Source organism: Prevotella scopos JCM 17725 (genome assembly GCF_018127785.1).
GTDB lineage: Bacteria > Bacteroidota > Bacteroidia > Bacteroidales > Bacteroidaceae > Prevotella > Prevotella scopos.
The window spans coordinates 1-19,392 of record NZ_CP072389.1 but is presented as its reverse complement, the minus strand read 5'-3'; the positions used below and the strand labels follow the sequence as shown (position 1 = coordinate 19,392).

The 19,392-nt window shown below is 40.7% G+C and carries 15 protein-coding genes and 4 pseudogenes; 1 reads left to right on the top strand and 18 read right to left on the bottom strand.

All coding sequences use genetic code 11. The features are described 5' to 3' along the window. Nucleotides 1-124: 124 nt before the first annotated feature. The 4 genes from J4856_RS00095 to J4856_RS00080 all read right to left on the bottom strand — a co-directional run bounded on the left by J4856_RS00095 (nucleotide 125) and on the right by J4856_RS00080 (nucleotide 5,369). The gene (locus J4856_RS00095; protein WP_025839798.1) at nucleotides 125-1,456 is read right to left on the bottom strand and encodes a DNA recombination protein RmuC; all 1,332 of its coding nucleotides are present in this window, start codon (nucleotides 1,454-1,456) and stop codon (nucleotides 125-127) included. 90 nt (nucleotides 1,457-1,546) lie between these two features. Further along, entirely contained in the window at nucleotides 1,547-4,027 is a 2,481-nt protein-coding gene (locus tag J4856_RS00090; protein WP_025839797.1) for a bifunctional UDP-N-acetylmuramoyl-tripeptide:D-alanyl-D-alanine ligase/alanine racemase, read from the bottom strand. Nucleotides 4,028-4,109: 82 nt separating this feature from the next. Next, entirely contained in the window at nucleotides 4,110-4,544 is a 435-nt protein-coding gene (locus J4856_RS00085; RefSeq protein WP_065368076.1) for a Fur family transcriptional regulator, read from the bottom strand. A 12-nt stretch (nucleotides 4,545-4,556) separates the two neighbouring features. Next, nucleotides 4,557-5,369, bottom strand: coding sequence for a GSCFA domain-containing protein (locus tag J4856_RS00080; RefSeq protein WP_025839796.1), 813 nt, complete (start codon nucleotides 5,367-5,369; stop codon nucleotides 4,557-4,559). Between the two features lie 97 nt (nucleotides 5,370-5,466). Here J4856_RS00080 and J4856_RS00075 point away from each other — a divergent pair, with 97 nt between their 5' ends. Next, complete coding sequence (locus J4856_RS00075; protein ID WP_065367970.1) at nucleotides 5,467-5,898, top strand: NUDIX domain-containing protein; 432 nt, start codon at nucleotides 5,467-5,469, stop codon at nucleotides 5,896-5,898. A 70-nt stretch (nucleotides 5,899-5,968) separates the two neighbouring features. Here J4856_RS00075 and J4856_RS00070 read toward each other — a convergent pair whose 3' ends face one another. From J4856_RS00070 to J4856_RS00005, 14 genes and pseudogenes are all read right to left on the bottom strand, one after another. Then, nucleotides 5,969-6,148, bottom strand: a complete 180-nt coding sequence (locus J4856_RS00070) for a hypothetical protein (protein ID WP_025839795.1) — start codon at nucleotides 6,146-6,148, stop codon at nucleotides 5,969-5,971. Nucleotides 6,149-6,312: 164 nt separating this feature from the next. Then, nucleotides 6,313-6,801: a hypothetical protein gene (locus tag J4856_RS00065; protein ID WP_065367969.1), complete on the bottom strand. Its 489-nt coding sequence runs from the start codon at nucleotides 6,799-6,801 to the stop codon at nucleotides 6,313-6,315. Nucleotides 6,802-7,319: 518 nt separating this feature from the next. After that, nucleotides 7,320-7,781, bottom strand: a complete 462-nt coding sequence (locus tag J4856_RS00060) for a DKNYY domain-containing protein (RefSeq protein ID WP_025839792.1) — start codon at nucleotides 7,779-7,781, stop codon at nucleotides 7,320-7,322. A 76-nt stretch (nucleotides 7,782-7,857) separates the two neighbouring features. Continuing rightward, a complete protein-coding gene (locus J4856_RS00055; protein WP_025839791.1) occupies nucleotides 7,858-8,451 on the bottom strand; it encodes a hypothetical protein in 594 nt (197 codons plus the stop codon). Between the two features lie 139 nt (nucleotides 8,452-8,590). Then, nucleotides 8,591-9,103 carry a hypothetical protein gene (locus J4856_RS00050; protein ID WP_025839790.1) on the bottom strand — a complete coding sequence of 171 codons (513 nt, stop codon included), beginning with the start codon at nucleotides 9,101-9,103 and terminating at the stop codon, nucleotides 8,591-8,593. A 7-nt stretch (nucleotides 9,104-9,110) separates the two neighbouring features. Beyond that, on the bottom strand, nucleotides 9,111-9,413 hold the full coding sequence (locus J4856_RS00045) for a hypothetical protein (protein WP_025839789.1): 303 nt from the start codon (nucleotides 9,411-9,413) through the stop codon (nucleotides 9,111-9,113). A gap of 67 nt (nucleotides 9,414-9,480) precedes the next feature. Next, nucleotides 9,481-10,176 (bottom strand): hypothetical protein, encoded by a 696-nt coding sequence (locus J4856_RS00040; protein ID WP_025839788.1) that lies wholly within the window; start codon nucleotides 10,174-10,176, stop codon nucleotides 9,481-9,483. Continuing rightward, nucleotides 10,173-11,240 (bottom strand): annotated as a pseudogene (locus J4856_RS13375) (RHS repeat-associated core domain-containing protein); the annotation flags it as partial. The pseudogene J4856_RS13375 and the gene J4856_RS00040, both read right to left, overlap by 4 nt. 441 nt (nucleotides 11,241-11,681) lie before the next feature. After that, a complete protein-coding gene (locus J4856_RS00030; protein WP_065367967.1) occupies nucleotides 11,682-12,119 on the bottom strand; it encodes a hypothetical protein in 438 nt (145 codons plus the stop codon). 18 nt (nucleotides 12,120-12,137) lie between these two features. Then, nucleotides 12,138-12,987: pseudogene (locus tag J4856_RS00025) on the bottom strand (ISL3 family transposase). 240 nt (nucleotides 12,988-13,227) lie between these two features. Next, on the bottom strand, nucleotides 13,228-13,740 hold the full coding sequence (locus tag J4856_RS00020; protein WP_025839556.1) for a hypothetical protein: 513 nt from the start codon (nucleotides 13,738-13,740) through the stop codon (nucleotides 13,228-13,230). An 8-nt stretch (nucleotides 13,741-13,748) separates the two neighbouring features. Continuing rightward, nucleotides 13,749-13,901, bottom strand: a complete 153-nt coding sequence (locus J4856_RS00015) for a hypothetical protein (RefSeq protein ID WP_156766853.1) — start codon at nucleotides 13,899-13,901, stop codon at nucleotides 13,749-13,751. Between the two features lie 65 nt (nucleotides 13,902-13,966). Next, a pseudogene (locus J4856_RS00010) lies at nucleotides 13,967-14,476 on the bottom strand (RHS repeat-associated core domain-containing protein); the annotation flags it as partial. Between the two features lie 543 nt (nucleotides 14,477-15,019). Further along, nucleotides 15,020-19,387: pseudogene (locus J4856_RS00005) on the bottom strand (RHS repeat-associated core domain-containing protein); the annotation flags it as partial. Between the last annotated feature and the right edge of the window lie 5 nt (nucleotides 19,388-19,392).

Genomic DNA, 19,392 nt, shown 5'->3' with positions numbered 1-19,392 from the left:
TCTTCCAACAAAATGAAGTGAATAACGAAAGCCTCGCAATATCATTTGGCACACAGAGAAAAGGCGGTACAGAGCTAAATGCCACAACATGGAGGTGCGGGATATGATTCGGAGACGGATGGGTTTAGAGGTTCTCGGGAATCTGTTTCTTGGGGTTGATGCCCAAGGTTTTGAGTCCCTCCAGACGGCGGACGATGTTGCCTTTGCCATCGTTGAGCTGCCCCTTAGCCTTATTGAAGTCTTGTTGAAGTCGTTCGATGTTGGTACCTATCTTTAGGAAAGTTTCGGCAAAGGTAGCGAACTTATCGTAGAGGTCGTTGGATTGTTGTAATATCTTATCTACGTTATCATTTAGTCGATGGTTCTGCCACATGGTTCGCGTCAGTTGTAACGCCATGAGGAGGTTACTTGGACTAAGGACAATGATATGCTTACGGAAAGCATATTGCAGGATGGAAGGGTCGCCTTTGATAGCTGCCGAGTAGCCACTCTCATAAGGTACGAACATCAGGACGTAGCCGATGCAGCCTGGGACAATCTTCTCATAGTTTTTCGCAGAGAGTTCGTCAATATGCTTACGGACAGAGGTGACGTGTTCTTTTAAGAGTTTGTCACGTTGAACATCGTCGGTTTCCTTGATAGCGGCTTGGTAAGCCGTCAACGACACCTTTGAATCGACGACAGCGCGTTCGTTATTTGGGAAAACGATGACCGCATCTGGGCGATAGTTATTATTGTCTTCATCCTTGAAGTTCTCTTGAAGGAAGAAATGTTGGTCTTTCACTAAGCCACAGTCTTCGAGGGTCTTTTCAAGAATCATCTCACCCCAATCGCCCTGCATCTTCGAGTCGCCCTTCAGTGCTTTTGTCAGTGACGCTGCATCATTACCGATACGATCAGTCTGTTCTCGAAGTTCCTTTACGGCACGTTCTTGTTCTTCACGCATCGCCTTAATGGTCATCTCCTGCTCCGCATGGAGTTGTTTCATGGCAGCCTCAAACGACGTTTTTATCTCTGTTTTGTTAGCTGCATTCTCCTTGCTGTTATTTGTAACCGTCTGATTGAAAGCCTCTATACGCTCTTTCAGTGGTGCCAGAAGGGCGTCGAGTCGTTCCTTATCGGCAGTATTCATCTTCTCCCGATTCTCAGCCAACATTTGTGCAGCCATGTTGCGCACCTCCTCTTGCAGCAGTCTGTTCTTAGCTTCAGCCTGCTTTTGGAGTTCGTTGCGTAGTTGTTCGCCATGCTTTCGTTCTGCTTCAAGCTGCTGAAGAGCATTCTCTTTGACTGCAGCAATACGTTCATCAACATTCCTCCGTTCCGTGTCAAGTTGGCTACGAAGGACAGCTAATTCCTCACCAGCTTTCTTCTGCTCTAATGTTGATTTGTTCTTTATCCATAGCAGCATAATGCTTGCGCCGATGATGATGCCGAGAAGTAAGTAGATAATTGCCATTTTAAATATATTAAATAGTAGCCCCTCCCCCTTCCCCTCCCCCGTAGGGAGGGGAAGGGGGAGGGGCTGGTATGTGTGGGCTTCCTTTTTCTAATCCTGGAAATAAACCCTCTTCACGCGGTTGCTGATGGTCGTCAGAACCTCGTATGGTATGGTGTCGAGGGTATCGCTGAGGACGGTGACGGGGAGGTGGTCGCCGAAGATTTCGACACTGTCGCCTTCCTTACAATCGATGCCGGTGACATCAATCATCGCTACGTCCATACAGATGTTACCAACATACGCTGCCTTCTGACCATTGACCAGACAATAGCAGTGGCGGTTGCCCAAGTGGCGGTTCAGACCGTCCGCATAACCGATTGGGATGGCAGCAATCACACTGTCGTGGTCGATTTCACCCTTACGAGAGTAGCCAACGGTGTCGCCAGCTGGTACGTGGCGCATCTGAAGAATCGTTGTCTTCAGTGTTGACACATTATTGATAATTTTGTTTGTGCGTGGGTTGATGCCATAGAGTCCAAGGCCCAATCGGCACATATCCAACTGACGTTCAGGGAAGTGTTCGATGCCTGATGAGTTATCCATGTGACGGATAATCTTATGTTTGAAAGCCGCTTGCAACTTCTTGCTACCCTCATCGAAGCGTGCAAACTGACGAGCAGAGAACGCATCGAAGCTGTCGGCATCCGAGCCAACGAAGTGAGAGAATACCGAACGCGGGATGATAGCATTCTGATGTTTCAGTCGGTTGATAAGCTCATCCATATCCTTCTCAGGGTCGAAGCCTAAGCGGTGCATACCCGTATCGAGTTTTATATGAACAGGATATCCCGTGATACCCTCCTTCTGTGCCGCTTTCACGAGCGCATCCAAGAGTCGGAAGCTATACACCTCTGGCTCAAGGTCATAGTCGAAGAGCGTCTTGAAAGAACTCATCTCAGGGTTCATAATCATGATATTGCTTGTGATACCATTCTTACGGAGCGTCACACCCTCATCAGCAACAGCCACGGCAAGATAGTCAACACGATGGTCCTGAAGGGTCTTGGCAATCTCAACGGCTCCTGCGCCATAAGCATCAGCCTTAATCATACAAACCAATTTCGTCTCCTTCTTGAGGAACGAACGATACCAGTTCAGGTTGTCAACAACCGCATTGAGATTCACTTCCAACACCGTCTCATGCACCTTCTTCACCAAAAGTTCTGTCAGATGGTCGAAACCAAACTGGCGTGCGCCTTTCAACAAGATGACTTCATCGTGCAGACGAGCGAAGACCTCGCTATGGATAAAGGCGTTGACCGTAGCGAAGAAATGCTTCTCACCCAGATGTTTAAAAGCCGAACGCTGTGACAAGAGTCCTTCACCGATACCGATGAACTTCTCAACGCCACGTTTCTCACATAGGAAAGCGACCTTGTGATACAGGTCTTTATCCGAGTCACCACTCTGCAGGATATCGCTCAGAATCAGTGTACGACGACGTCCCATGTGGTCAGGACGACGGTTCATAAAGTCGAGTGCTATGTCGAGTGAGTTGAAATCAGAGTTATAAGAATCGTTGATAAGCGTACAGCCATGCTGTCCTTCCTTCACCTCCAAGCGCATTGCGACAGGTTCCAGTAGTGCCATTCGTTCAGCGAGTGCTGACGGAGTAACCCCAAGGTGGAGGGCAACGATAGCACAGGTGACAGAGTTCTCAATGCTAGCATCGTCAATGAAAGGCAGTTTATATTGTCCTTCCGTCTTTCCTTCCCATACGTAGGTGATGGTTGTCTCAATGTCTTTCTTCTCAATGGCTTCGATATAGAAAGCCGCTTCCGGCTTCTTAGCTGACCAGTCGAGCTTAAGTCCCTTATAGTCATATTCGTTCAGGCACTTCGTAAACACCTCTTCATCAGCCGAATAGACTAACGCCTTCGTATCATGGAAGAGTTTTATCTTCTCATGGCATTTCGCTTCTATAGATGGGAAATTCTCTTGATGAGCCGTACCCAGTGCCGTGAAGACACCGATGGTTGGTTGGATGATATCATGCAAAGCCATCATCTCGCCCGGCTGACTGATACCCGCCTCGAAGACACCAATCTGTGTATTCTCATTCAGTAGCAATACAGACAATGGAACACCAATCTGTGAATTATAGCTACGTGGTGAACGGGTGACAACCATCTGCGGAGAAAGCAACTGATAAAGCCACTCCTTAACCATCGTCTTACCATTCGAGCCCGTAATACCCACAATCGGAATCAGGTATTCGTCACGATGGCGTTCAGCCAATCGTTGCAAAGCTTCCAGTGTGTCAACAACTTTCAAGAGGTTAGCGTCAGGATAGCGTGTAGCCCATCCCTCTGGAACTAGCTCCACGACAAAATTCCTTACACCCCTTGCATAGAGTTCTGGGATATAATAATGTCCGTCGTTACGTTCAGACTTAAGTGCGAAGAACAGTGTTTCTTCAGGGAAACACAGTGAGCGGCTGTCAGTAAGTACAAAGCTGATGTTTGCATCCTTATCACCATAACGGCGTGCACCGATGAGCGTCGTTACTTTCTCAATAGTATAATTCATTACTATCTAAATTGTTTTTATATCTTATGCAAAGGTACTGAAAAGTCTTTATACAGCGTATTATCCTTGCCTTTTTTTCATCTTATCCTTTTATATAATAGCGGTGAGCGCATTTAGGACAGAAGCCTTTTACCATGTAGTTTATAGACAATTGTTTGTAGCCTGGTGGTAAATCTACCTGTGGCGCAGAGATTTCTCCAAGGCAGAAGGTGTGTTGGCAATGTTCACAATAGAAGTGTACATGCATGTCGTCATCCTCCTCCACGTCATGGCTGAAACATAACTCATAACGTACCACATCATTACCATCTTCAAGTTGATGTACCAAGTGGTGATCCTTGAAGAGTAAGAGGGTTCGGAATATGTTCGACTTATCAATCGTCTGGATTTTTGATTCAAGTTCCTTCATGGAGATTGGATAGTCAAGTCCGGCTAGGGTACGTGCAATAAGGATGCGGTTGGCTGTTAATCTAATATCGTGTGCCTTTAGCAGATCTTCAATCTCTTTGTCATTCATTTCTCCCATTTGTTATAAGTTGAGTTCTAAATTAGGATATTTTAGTTTCAATAATCTTGCTTTTTCTTTTGTTTGCTTTATGAAATCCTGATATGCCGCTGCCTCTGGATTAAACGGGCGGTGTGCCAATGCCTCTTTGATGGGTTGCCACGCTTTAAGAAATTGTTTCGCTTCAGCTGAGAAGCAGGTTGCCACAAGCTGTTCCCAGATATAGGCAACAGCCTGACTATTAGGGTGTAGCATATCGGCTTTGTAGAAACGATAATCGCGTAGTTCGTCGTTAACAATCTCATAGGCTGGGAAATAATAAATCCGTTCGCCTTCGTCTTTCACTAGCTTATCGGCAGCCAACAACAACACAGCCTTCGACAACTGACTTCCATGAAAGCTATATTTAGCATAACGAATCGGACTGACGGTGACAATAACGTTCACCTTCGGGTTCGCTTGTCGTAAAAGGGCAATAGCCTCATGCAGGGCATCAACACACGCCTCAATCGTTAGTTCGCACTCTTCAAACTCACGCTGTGGACGTTTCTGGCAGTTGTCAACTATCTCACCTGTTGCCCGCTCCACATAGACATGGTTTGTTCCCAATGTGAATACAGCCGTATCAAAGCTATGACCCTCCATCTTTTCCACCGTATGTAACACGGACACAGGGTTATACATCACCCCAAAGGGATTTACCACTGCACGAAACTTCTCTTCTACAAATCGCTTACCAATATTGTCGGCAAAGCATGATCCAACGAAAAGAATCCGTTCACAAGGTTCCAACTCAAATGTTGGACGGGGAATGTTGACAATGGTTCTAAATTCCATAGGTCACAAAGGTAAGAAAAAAATGGATAGAATATTCAAATGGAAAGAATCTTTTTCTTACTTTTGCCAAAGAAAGTTCCTATATAAATTTTAGCTGATGTACACATATAATTATCCACACCCAGCCGTAACGGCTGACTGCCTTGTCTTTGCACGAAGTGATGAGGGGATGAAACTGCTGTTGATACAGCGGAAGAATGAACCTTGCAAAGGGAAATGGGCATTCCCCGGTGGCTTTATGAATATTGATGAGACAACCGTTGATGCTGCTCGTCGTGAACTGAAAGAGGAGACAGGACTGATGGTTGGTGAGTTGATACGTGTCGGCGTCTTCGATGCCGTCCATCGTGACCCACGCGAACGAATCATCACCGTAGCTTATTACACAATTCTTGATAAGCCTGCAGAAGTCAGTGGATTAGATGATGCTGCACAAGCAAAATGGTTCCTCTTGACCGAACTTCCCGACTTAGCGTTTGACCATAGGGAAATCCTCCAAGAGGCTGAAGGGGTGATGGGTGATAGGTGATGGGTGTTGGATGTTGGATGATCAATGAGAACAATAAGTTTAATTAGCCTAATTAGTCCAATTAGTCTAATTAAACTGATTTCTCCTCCTTCTTCTTGAAATGATTAGCGTCTTTTATTAGTTTGTAAGTTCCCCAGAAACTCATAATTTGTAACGTAATAATAGGTATTGTGAACTTAAAATCTGTTCCCAATAACAACAAGCCATTGCCAATAATATAGAGCGACAATATTAGAATAGTCTTTCTCATACCTTTAATCGCTTTTTAATTGTTAGTAGATTCTGTTTGTGAATGTAATTTATTTAGACGAAAGTTCCAAATTAATTCTGTGATTTTATATCAGTATTTAATGCGTGAATTACCTCCGACAAGACATTGGATTTATTGAAAAGTATTGTCGCAGTGAGGAATAACTATCTGAGGAAAAATTGAGGGAAGTTTACGAATAGACAAGTAGTATATTTTCTTTTTCGTCGATGCCCGTTAAAGCACTTCGAAGGGAGTAATGGTATCACCAAACCTTCTAAAGATGTACCCTTAAAATTCTTTACAAGCATACCACGGAGACCACCAACACACACGTCTAGCATCTTGTCAACAACCTTAGGGGATGAAACCTCCCAATAACCATCATCTGTTTTACCAATAACAAAACTATTGAAAGGTTCTATGAGAAATTCTGCTTTAAGACTTTGCATCCCAATTTCTTTTTCACCATTCATCAAATAGGTCTGCAGTGTTATGATGACAGTTTCAGATTTGGGTTCCACATTCATTTTGTACCCGAACTGAAACCCTACCTTTTTTCGGCTCAGGGTTGAAAGATCTATGTCATGATAAATCTCAAAGGAATCTTCTTCCATCGTAACAATCAAAATCTCTATTTTATCTTTCTTTATCATTTCCCAAATTGTTAAGTTTATGTTCTACCATTGATATGACCTATCACGTAAAACGTATAGACATAATTATTCTGGGGGACAAAAATAAAAGAATATTAGGGGATATATACAAATAATCTATGGAGATAATTCTTATTTTAACTTTCACATATTACCGAAATTCCATGTTCTGTTAGTCTTAATACGCTTAACGCACATTTAATCCCTACCCTTTCATATACTGCAATGGTGTTAACCCTCCGCACATGTGGTGCATACCATCCGCACAACATGTGCTAAGCATCCGCACCACATGTGCAAAGCACCCGCACCAAACCGGTGGAATATCAACACACAACCCACACGATTTATAGCTAACCAATCCATAATGCTTTTTCCAAATTTGTTATCATCAAATAAATTACTAGTATATGTAGTCTCAAATGAGTTACCATGTGGCAATGTTACACCACCGAAATCAGTTTTATCAAGAAAATCGTAATACGGGCAAGGGTGTGTCAAACTTCTCTCATAAATACTCATTTCTTTAATCTGCTTTTTATTATTAGATTGTTAACAGCTTTACCTTTTTTAAATAATTTATAGCCATCAGTAGCATATCCTCGTCCTATATATATAAACGACTCTGAAGAGACATCTTCCATAATATAGTCCTTAAAATAACATCCACCAAAGTCCATAGCATCCTCACAAACAACCCATAACGGATAATAAACATGGTACGAGTCTTTCGCGTACCCTGTATTTTTACATACCATGAAGCTACTTACATCAACGCCCTTTAGTATTGGCATCGTTGTATGTAAATATATTGAATCTCCATAGCCCCCATAAATGCTGTCACCTATTCTGGTATAACCATCTATAGTCTCTCCATTTTTTAAGTGGACCCATTCTCCTTTGCTTTTATAGTTATATTTCTTATCTTTGCAAGAAACTAAGAAAGCACATAATATGATAATTGTAATGTAAATCCTCATCTGCTTAGTCTTTTAGGCATGGTAAAACAACATACAATCAAAAGGTATATTATATACCCTCATTGCGCCTATCTATTTATATTATTAATTCTTTAAGCGTATATGAGACTCCGCTCTTCAAAGAATATTGCAAGAGTCCTTTATCTTTACTCCATATTACTTGTTTAAGACCAATAACTGGTTGATCCCCTTCATTTCTCTCCATTTGCCTAATATCTACACAAATACAATCCTTGTATTTGTGCTTTCTTATTTCCAAGGTATTAGGATTCATTCGGGTACCTATCCAACTCCATTCGCAAAAGTTGCAACTGTTTGTTAGAGGACCACTTTCCTTTTCTCTCTTTATTTCAAAGCTTATTAGGAATGTGTCAGTAGAATGCAACAAAGTCATATCTACACTTGCAATACCATCATATTCATGCCCCACCTCTATCCAATTATGTCCCTCGGGATCAAATGGAAACGTATTTTTAGGATTCCATATTTGAATATCTTTTATTATCAATGTATCTGTATCGTCAGTATTTGAAACATAATAGATACTATCATTTATCTTGTAATGAGTTATCCAACTCAAATCTTCATTTGTTAGCTTTACTTTATGGACATAAGGTATTATACAACTAACTAACGAGAAGATAATTATTAAATATACTATTTTCTTCATTTCTTTTCACCATAATAATAATCATAAACACGGTTCTAGCTGTCATACGTAGCACCATAGACATAAGTCCTAATATCCACCACACTCGCCATGACTGTACGGACGGTAAAAAATTGTTTTCATAGACGAAGGATTATATTTATGAAAACAAATCATGGAAAAAGAATAATAATTCATGATAGAAATGAGAACATCTATCTTTCCAACTCCAAGGTTTATAAATAGAATTAATATTAATATATTTAAGCAATTTATCATTCTTCATTGGAGAATTATAAAAATATAGTATGTCATCTACCATAAAATCAAGATAAACGACAGCATATTCAACTCTTTTCCCTATTAGCCGATATTTTTTTTTAGAAATATCTATTTCCACAATATATGTTCTTGGACTGTTTGACCTGTTTCCTGTTTCCATCTGATAGAGAGGTAGATATATATACTTATTATTTTTTATGATTGGCCCCCCAAAACCATCATAATCGGGAATTGTGAGTTGTGTGTCATTTATAAATAATTTTCCACACAATGGACCTTCTTTTCCAAAATTGTGCAAATTCTTAAATTGAATCCTACAGGAAGCAACTTCATAAGAAGATGGGAATCTCCAAGGATTTCCCATTTCTGCATATACAATACTTTTTTTCATTAGATTTCTATTTAACCCTATTTAAATTACCCACTGTAAAATATTGAGTTCTTCCCCCTATCCATTGTCCTCCCTGCGACTTTGCTGTTCCCTTCATCATAATAGCTCCTTTAGGTATTAGTATTTCTGCAAGTATCACAGTCTGACCATCCACTGTAAGGTTCATCACCTGCAGACGTTCACGCTGCTTGTCGTATGTATAGGTAGTCTCCGTGCCATTACCGAGCTTCGTATAGACCGTATGACCCTCCTTGTCGTAACCTATCCTGTCAACAATAACGCTCTGACGTCCCTGTTTATTGCTCGTCAAGTGTTTAGAGAGCTACAGTAACATCACTCTGTAAATCTGTTTTTGCAATGTCTTCATCATGTGCTTTCTAATAAAAATAATCAAAATGACCATGTAGAAAACCCTCTTCTATAATAATTCCTTTTCTATATTTTTTATCCTCATACGATACTATAATACGTCTCCCATCTTTAGCATAGAATTTCCATCTTCCTATTCTGCTAAAAGTCCCCTTGTCTCTTTTTACAAAGCCTTCTTCTGCTATATCATTATTTGTATAATAGTTTTGTACAAAATAGATAGAATCTGTTTCAGATACGCTAAACTCCTTAAACTGCCTTAACTTATTATGGGGTATTATTCTTAACACTTGTCTCATTTTCTTTTGCTTTTCCATTTTACTTATCTCCAAGAAAAGACTCTCTCTAATAATATTTAAGGTATCTAAGTCTAAGTCTTTACTCCATTTTCTTAATAATGGAGAATAGGTATAGAATGATGAACCATAATAGAAAGATAAACGGAAATCGCCGATTCCTACACAGGAGTATCTAAAAGAAAGATTCTTATATATGAGACCTCCACCCAAATCATATTCCTTTATTCCTATCGAGTCTAAGGATAGAGGATAGGTATGTCGTTCCATATTGTATTTTTCTATCTTAGCGATTAGTTCATCTCCATGACTGTAGTATGAATTAAGCATAAAGCTATCATAAGCTGTTTTGCCAATGAAAAAAGCTAAGATAGATAACAAACAAATAATTATAATTTTCTTTTTCATTTTTTGTCTTTTGATATAATAAAGTTAAACTTATCTATACTTGGTACATATTTAATGGTCTTTTTAAAATTATTAATATTTATATCCATAGTCCTGGCATCCGGATTAAACTTCAAAAAGATATTTCCAGTATTATTTCGATTAAATTTATCTATTAGGTTCATTACATCAGCCTTTGTATTCTTGTTAGGTTGATAATAAGCATTCATTACCAACTCTGAGAACTCTATAGCTACGCTAAGCTTCAATTTGTCAGATGTATGGGCAAAGATCCTGGTACGACTGGCTCTCTCATCAACTGATGCATGTAAAAGATGATTTTTATAAGCGTTTCTTTGATCATCAAGTTTATGGAAATACTCATGTTGTAATGTATTCATTAAGTTATATTTATTATCTAACCAACTATCTACAGTTCCATCTGAATTAGATGGTTGTAGCCAGATCCCTTTGTCACTACGATCATAATAAGCAAGAATACCAAGTTTTTCATTACCTTTAGCACCTACTAATCCATGGACGCCTGCTTGTTTTGCATAATAGCCAGCAATATTAGCCACTATTTGGAGATTATCTCCTCTTCCAATTCCCCAAAAATATGGAGAAATATTATAACTAGATAGACTATGTCTATTCCCTTTAGGATCAACGATCGTTATATAGACTGAATGATCATTTATAACTTTCACGATTCTTCCATCCCCATTAATATGGACTTCATCATTTCCATCAACATCAACCCGCCTTACAGGGTTTTGCCTGCAATAAAGATATGAACCACTCGCTTGATAATTTTCCGCTAACGGATCCACCCCATACCACAGACTCGTGACGGGATTCATGTACCTTGCACCGTAATAGTACAAGCCAGTTTCTTCATCAAACTGTTTGCCGTTGAACTTATACGGCAGGTCTTCACTTGATGAGTGTTCGTCTACAAGGAGTTCGCCATATGGCAAGTAAGCATCATACTGTGTGATGTTGGCTTTATCATCAGTAATGTAAGACGTGCTACCGAGGTGGTCACTGTGATAGAAGAAAGTTTCTTCTTTCGTAGTGTCGTTAGTCTATGTAACCATATATATACTGTGCGTACTGTCTTTGTCACCTTAAATTTACGTCCAGAATAATATATTTTACTATCATCAAGAGAATCTCTAAGGAAGTTTTTTCACCATTAACAATAATCGAATATTAATAACTTCATGAAGAGTACCATGAGAACCATTAATAATAAATATAAAATATGTTTTATAAAAAAACTTTTAGTGACGACACCTTTATATATTTCTTTCTTAGATAATGACATGAAAATCAAATTTATAAAAAAAAACATAAGTATTTCGACAATTAATATGGGGGCAGAAGCAAATATTAACCTCTGCATGAAAATTGACCATGGATACTCTTTATATGCTAGCAAACTAGAATGGCCATCCAATGTAAATAATGCTAAAAAGCAAACAATGGGTAACTCTATTAAAAGCAAAACTATATTCTTCCATTTATCTTTTTTTTGTTCCATCTAGATTGTTCAATATAATTCCATTTACACTATAGAAATTTGTTCTCTTTGCGTTTTCTTGATTATACCATGAGGATAAATTTCCATCAATTTCTCCTATATTAAGCTGTAGTGTCACTTTTTCAAGATCTTTTGCAGCATTAAATATATTTTTATTTTTTGTTGTTCCATGCACAGTGTCCCAAGATAAGTTTCCTTTTTTTATCTCACCAACTTTATCTACGTTTTTTATAGTTTTATTTCCTGTCACCCAATCACCTTCATAAGATAATTGAAGAGTGTAAGGAGTCTTAGGTGTAGAGAATTCATCACCTTCGTCCGAGGAAAGATGTAAAATTGTAGTAACTTTATAACCTGCATCTAATAAATATTGAGCTACACCAGCACCATAAGCGGAGCCTTCGGAATGAGTTACCATTTTAAAACGGTTCTTCCGTTAAATGCGTAGACGTCTATCATGCAGTGCATATAGTCTTAATTTGAAGTATTCTTCATTTCTGAACCCATATATCTGTCTTTTCAAAACCTTTATTTTGTTGTTAATTCCTTCTATAGTTCCGTTTGTTATATAATGGTCATACCATGCTAATATATATGTCTTGTATGCTCTAATAGTTGACGCCATTTTCATTAATGGCTGTATTTTGGATTCTATAGCTTGCTTTACCCATTCATCCAACACAGCTTTAGCCTTTTGCTTACTACACTGATTCCATATTTCCTTAAGATCTTCTTTGAGATAATAGGCAATCATTAGCGGACGGTTTAGGCTTAGGGCGTTCTCCAGTCTATTTTTGTGTGCATGATCAAAGATATCATTTCCATTTCTGAGCAACAACCAACGTGTTCCTTTGATTACTTTACGCTTGTTGACGTCCTTTTCCACATGCCATAACTGTCTTCTTAGCAAGTCCAACTTTTCGTTCATAAGCTTGGTTACATGAAAGTGGTCTACTACAAGTGCTGCATTGGGAAGATGCTCACTTACAGATCTTGTATATGCTGCAGAAAGGTCTGTACATACTGCTTGTGATACAGCCACAGTCGTGACATTGAATACGCTGTACACGCATGTCTATATAAGTCTTACTCAAACCTATAGGAACACTTACAAAGCGACGAATATGACTGCCGTTACGATTAATATTATGACTTCCACATACAGGACAGCAAAGTTTTTCCTTTGGAGTTTGGATTTCTAAAACTAAGTTATTACCTTCGTAGCGCAGATTCTGACAAGCTTGTTGGGAGACGCCTAAGGCGTTTTGCATTATGCTGGTATTCATGTTTTTGAAGTTTGGTCACTACAAAGATACATAATACCAGCTTTTTATATATAACTAATCAGAGATATCTATCCATTTAACGGAAGAACCAACTAAAAACAAAGAATACTTTAGGGTTTAGAGTAACTATGGAACACCTCGTTCATTTTTTGACATAAGTAATATCGCCTCCACATTAGTGAACACCAACAGCGATGTAAGAGTAACGACTCGTCTTAGTACTACTCGTAAACCATTGTCTCATTTAGATTTGCCATCTTTTGTAGCAGTTGTCAATTCATTAATAAATAATTTGAACTCTTCCTCTGCTGAATTTATCTGAGGATTGCACCAATAGAAAGAGTCTCCATCATTACCCATCTTAAAACACTCTATTTCCGTTTCCAATAAATCTTCCCACATGTTCGAAATATCAGAGATCTTACTTCTTGAGAAAGTCCCTATAATAATCAAAAGATGTCCCAGATAAAAGCTTTCATCTTCAACTATCATAGATATTATTTTTTTGTTTAAATTTAAATTCTTAGTATAAATTACTTTTTTTGAGTTAATAGTATGATATTCACTTTCTGAGTCTATATCATAGAGAATTGATGTCTTCGTAGGACTCATCTCAAAAAGGAAAACTGATCTTTCTTGCACTTGACGGAAAATAAAATCAGAAATATATTTAAACTTTGAATATAAAATTGCAGTATCAAATTCATTGATAAAATTTAGACTCAACATTTGATATTTTTTATATACTAACATAGTTTACTTTATTTAATTAAATGATTTGCTCCTTCTTCTGCCAACCACGATCCTCCAAAAGAACCTATTATACCACCACCAATACCACCAACAAATCCACCGATGGCAGCGCCAGGTGCTGCACCCACCCCCGCAAACAGTGAGCCAATTATTCCTCCCATTACTGCACCTCCTTTTGCACCAATACTAGCACCTGCAGCTGCACCAGCCCATCCACCAGCAACCTATGCTCATCCACTAACAGTTCACCGTAGGGCAGGTAAGCATCATACTGTGTGATGTTGGCTTTGTCGTCTGTGATGTAAGATGTACTGCCGAGGTGGTCACTGTGATAGAAGAAGGTCTCCTCTTTCGTTGTGTCATTAGGAATATAACCATAACCAGCCTGTGGGTCATCAGGGTTGCTCGGGTCATTCCATGAGACTGGAGCACCGGGGTTGGTACCTGGTGTCGTGTTAGGATGTGGAGTCTGAATCCAACCCTGTGGCACATCGTGGTTACCGAGTTCTGTGAGAACGGCATTATAACCAACGCCCGTGTTCTCTGGGTCACCATACGCACCCTTCTCTGTCGGTACACCAGGAGCTACGCCCACCTTCTTATAATACGCTTCCTTCTGTGTCTGAATCTGATTCATACGTTCCGCATAGTCCTGCTGACCAGCAGTAACGTATGAGCCGTTACGCCCATAGACGTTATTGAACATACCTGTTCCTATCCTTGAAACTTTTCTTTTTTACTATTGTCAGGAACTAAAATAATTAGGAAATGCTCTCCTGTCTTCATATTTTATTTATTTGCTTGTATTTTCTTTTCCAAACTGATATATTCAATTATATATATTCCTCTTATAGGTTCTTTGAGTTCCAATAAAACGTCATATAATTTAGTCATATCTTTATCTGCAATTAGAGAATATTGGGGTAAAGAATGAAATCTACCAAAATTATGCCCTTTGAATGTGAATAAAATTTTGTCTACTCTATTGTAGGTGTAACCATTCAAAGGAAGCCTATAAGTCTCCGTCTTTCCATCAAACTTTGCTATAATAAAAAGTATAGAAAACACGAAGAAATATAGGTGTACAATTGTCTTGGCAATAGAAGTCAGATTAAATTTCAAATTCAAGGTGAAATATAAAACTAAATCAATTAACAATGCTACACATAGGATAACCAAATAATACCAAAGATGAATTACAAGTGTGCAGTAGTAATAATAAGCACAAATAAAGATAATGAGAGAAAATATAATTTTCCGTATAGTTAATTCTTTCATTTTATTTATTATTATTATTAGACGTTTTATTATCTGGTCTTTCAGATACTTTTTCAAATACCAAATCACCTCCTGCTACAACAAGATTCTTTTTAGTAACCGCTTTTGCATATTTACGAACATCTCCTCTATATCTATCTTTCGCAATTTTTACCCTAGACGCATCACTCTTCAGTCGAGTTTCAGATTTTCCTGCTTTTTGATTTCGTTTCAACTTATTAAGCGCAGTATATAATTTTTTATTGCTGCGTTCTAATCCACTGAGCAACTCATTTGCTCTTTTCTCCATTCTTTTGTCTAATAATGTTGAGAAAGTAGCAGAAATAAACTCTTCAGTTAAATCTATTTTATTAAAGTCTTTCCCTTTTTCAATGTCACCAATGATATTGGTAATCATAGTCCGAGCAACATCTATTGCAAATCGTCCCGCTTTACTATTTGCAATTTTTCCTATTGTTTTTGTTGTCCCTGCACCATCAACAAGCAAGGAGATAGCTGCCGTAGAAATACCATCAAAAGCTGCAGCTCCCCAACGGACATGGCTAAAAGCTGTTTTATAATCCATACCTTCAAAAATCCAGTTGGAAATAAAATCTACTCCAGCGGACACAACAAAGGCACTAATGCCTTCCACCGCAGCTCCTATTGGTGAATTACCATCAGGATCAAGAAGTTTTATAGGATTATTAAAAGTATAACAATATCCAGTAACGTTAGGATATTTTTCTGTCAAAGCATCTACCCCATACCATAAACTCGTGACAGGATTCATGTACCTTGCACCGTAATAGTACAAGCCAGTTTCCTCATCGAACTGTTTGCCGTTGAACTTATACGGTAGGTCTTCACGGCTGCTATGTTCATCCACTAACAGCTCACCATAAGGCAGGTAAGCATCATACTGAGTGATGTTGGCTTTATCGTCTGTGATGTAAGACGTGCTGCCGAGGTGGTCACTGTGATAGAAGAAGGTCTCCTCACATGTTGTGTCGTTTGGAATATAACCATAACCAGCCTGCGGGTCATCAGGGTTGCTTGGGTCGTTCCAGCTTACAGGTGGACCGGGGTTGGTATTCGGTGTGGTGTTGGGGCGTGGAGTCTGAATCCAACCCTGTGGCACATCATGGTTGCCAAGTTCTGTGAGGACAGAATTATAACCTACACCTGTGTTCTCCGGATCACCATACGCACCCTTCTCTGTCGGTACACCAGGAGCTACGCCCACCTTCTTATAATAAGCCTCCTTCTGTGTCTGAATCTGATTCATACGTTCAGCATAGTCCTGCTGACCAGCCGTTACGTATGAGCCATTACGTCCATAAACGTTGTTGAACAGACCTGTTCCTATTCTTGAAGCAATTCGTTTGTCACCAATGAAGTAATGCTTCGTAAAGCGATTCTTGTTTACAGAGAGGATACTTGCAGGGTAGAGCGTAAAGTTGTCCGTCTCGTGGAATGTGATACCCTGCGGTGCACCGTTGATATACACACCCTCCATCGTACCGTAACTCTTCATAATACGTTCGCCGGCAGCGTTGTAAGTATAACGACTCGTCTTGCCATTATCGCTTAAGACCATCAGGCGGTTGTCTTCATCCCAATACATCTCACGGGTAGTGTTCGTTGAGTCATTTGTCACCAACACAGGATTACCGTTGGCATCATACGTGTAATGATCGTGACCAATCTGTGTTGGAGCTGTCGGGTGGTTATTGTCCTCGTACTTATAAGCAAAGTTATAAGACTTAGCAGTCGTCGTTGAGTCCACCTTCTGCACCTTAGTCAGCGGTTCACTCATCCGTCCGAACGACATCACCATATCATACGATGCACGCTTAGCCTTACCGCTTGCATGAACAAGGCGATTCAGTTCATCATATTCATACGTATGCGAACTCTTTCCTCCCAGCTTCGCCTTGTTGAGTTTCGTCAGCGACGTTGGGTTGGCAGCATTTGTGATACCGAGGATATTATCCACAGCATCATAGCGGTACCTGTTCTCCATCACAGTCTGACCGTCCGCTGTAAGGTTCATCACCTGCAGACGTTCACGCTGCTTGTCATATGTATAGGTAGTCTCCGTGCCATTACCGAGCTTCGTATAGACCGTATGACCCTCCTTATCGTAACCTATCCTATCAACAATAACGCTCTGACGTCCCTGTTTATTGCTCGTCAGACTCTCCACCTGTCCGGCAGCATTGTAATGGTAAGTAACCACTTCACCATCAGGATAAGTCATCGTCTGCACACGGTTCCAGCTATCATAGGTGGCACCATAGACATAAGTCCTGATATCCGCCACACTTGCCATGACCGTACGGACGGTCTTTGTCACCTCACCCTGTCTGCCGTAGTAATAGGCTTCACCACCCGAAGCATCCTCAACGAGGGCAAGACGACCGGCACGGTTGTACTTATCCCCAGCCTTACCATAGGTATAAGTAACACGATTAAAGAGATTTTCAGGATAAAGCACCTCATGCAGCCGTTCGAAGTCGTAGGTGTAAGAGATATAGCCCTTGTCAGATATCGACTTCCTAAGCTCTGCCGTGAGCTTCGTCAGGAGGTTACCCGCCGCATCGTAAGTCATATCCGTCTCACCTGCATCAGGATGATTCACCATCAGTTTCCGACCAAGCAAGTCGTAGGCATACTTCGTCTCCCTACCGTTAGGATGCTGAACCGTCATTACCTGTCCGACAGGGTCATAGCTGTACTTCACCGTGATATCCTCACCACGAGCATGCTGCACCGTTTCACGGTTGTGTCCCTTGGCATCCGTATAACTCTCCGCATGTCGTCCCAGTGCATCCGTGACCGTTGTCTGAAGCATCGGTTCACCGTCATGACTACCGATACTGTAGGCTGTGCGTGTCACACTGCCGTCAGCAAGCGTAACACTCATGGTACGGTCGTGCGCATCATACTCTGTCTTTGCCTGCAGATCACCTGTAGCATGGTTGTAAGTACCAATATTACCATGGCTCTCCGTCATTGGATAATAAGCCGCAATATTACGTCCAAAGGCATCGATAACAGCCCTCCCACTGACGATGGAGACCTTTTGATTGCTGCCACCAGACCACACCACACCTGTCTGCTTCGTCTGGACGGCACGCATCAGCGAGTCGGCAAAGGTGTAGGTATCTATGTTGCCTTCCTTAGAATAATGGATGGTATGTGCCTTACGCTCTGCAGGGAAGTACTCAAAGCGGATAGTAAACGGCTGACCACTCTCTATCTCATACGGAGCACGGATAGTCATCTGTCTGCCCAGTGCATCGTAGGCGTATTCCATCTTCTGCCCGTTGAGGTCGGTCGTTACAGACGGAGCATTCCATAGACCATCATAAGCCGTACTGGAGCTATAGCCGTATGCATCCTTGACACTTGTCACAAGACTGTGATAGCGGTCATCATACGTATAAGCATAGAACATACGCTGATGGTTATAGTTCTCCGGCTTCGTCATGCGTGTGATGTTACCATAGCCATCGTAAGTCATGTTATAGACTGATGGCTTGTCACCATTATGGAGCATGATCTCCGTTATCTCACCGTTTCCGTCCACCTTCGTTGAGCGTTCACGGTACGTCTTACCACCACTGCTGACAGTGATGCGGCTCGGGATACTGACGATATACTTGTCGGCTATCTTATGATAGTTGATGTTTGCCTCTAAGCTATAGCCCGTTGTCGTCTCCTTATATCCCTGTAGGTTACCATAGTCATCGTAAGTATTGCTGACAGCAACCGCCAGACTGTCCCCACTGGCTTCATCAAAGTTACTCTGAACGAGTGTTTTTAGAGCAGGGAAGACAACAGCATCTGTCGTATTATGGCCAACAGCGAGTGTCTTCAGGTCGTAGTCATAGACAGCGCCCTGCAGTTTCTTTCCCTCAGCCGTATAGAGATATTCACTCGTAACAAGTCCATGTGCATAGTAATCCCTGTTCTTACCATAGGTCTGTACGGAGTAACGATAGAGTCTATCACCGTTCTCAGTGTCTATCTGATTAGTACGTACCTGTTTGAAACCATAGAAGTCACGCTCACGACGGTCACGATAGCCACCGCTATATTCGAAGGTATTCCTGCTTCGTACTGCTCCGTTCTCCTTGTATCCACCTGTCGTCTCAACCGATGACATCACCCAGCGACGTCCCGGCAAATCGTAACTTGGAGTTGTCTGCTCATAGTTGATATTGATATGTCCGCCGAAAGGAAGTGTCACAGAGCGCAGCATGTTCGTTCTGCCCGTAAGGTTACGATAAACAATAAGCTGCTTTCCTCCGTCAGATATGATAAGATCAGGTCTTCCATCGCCATCTATATCCCTTAAGGCAGTCTCAGTATAGCTGACACCATCAG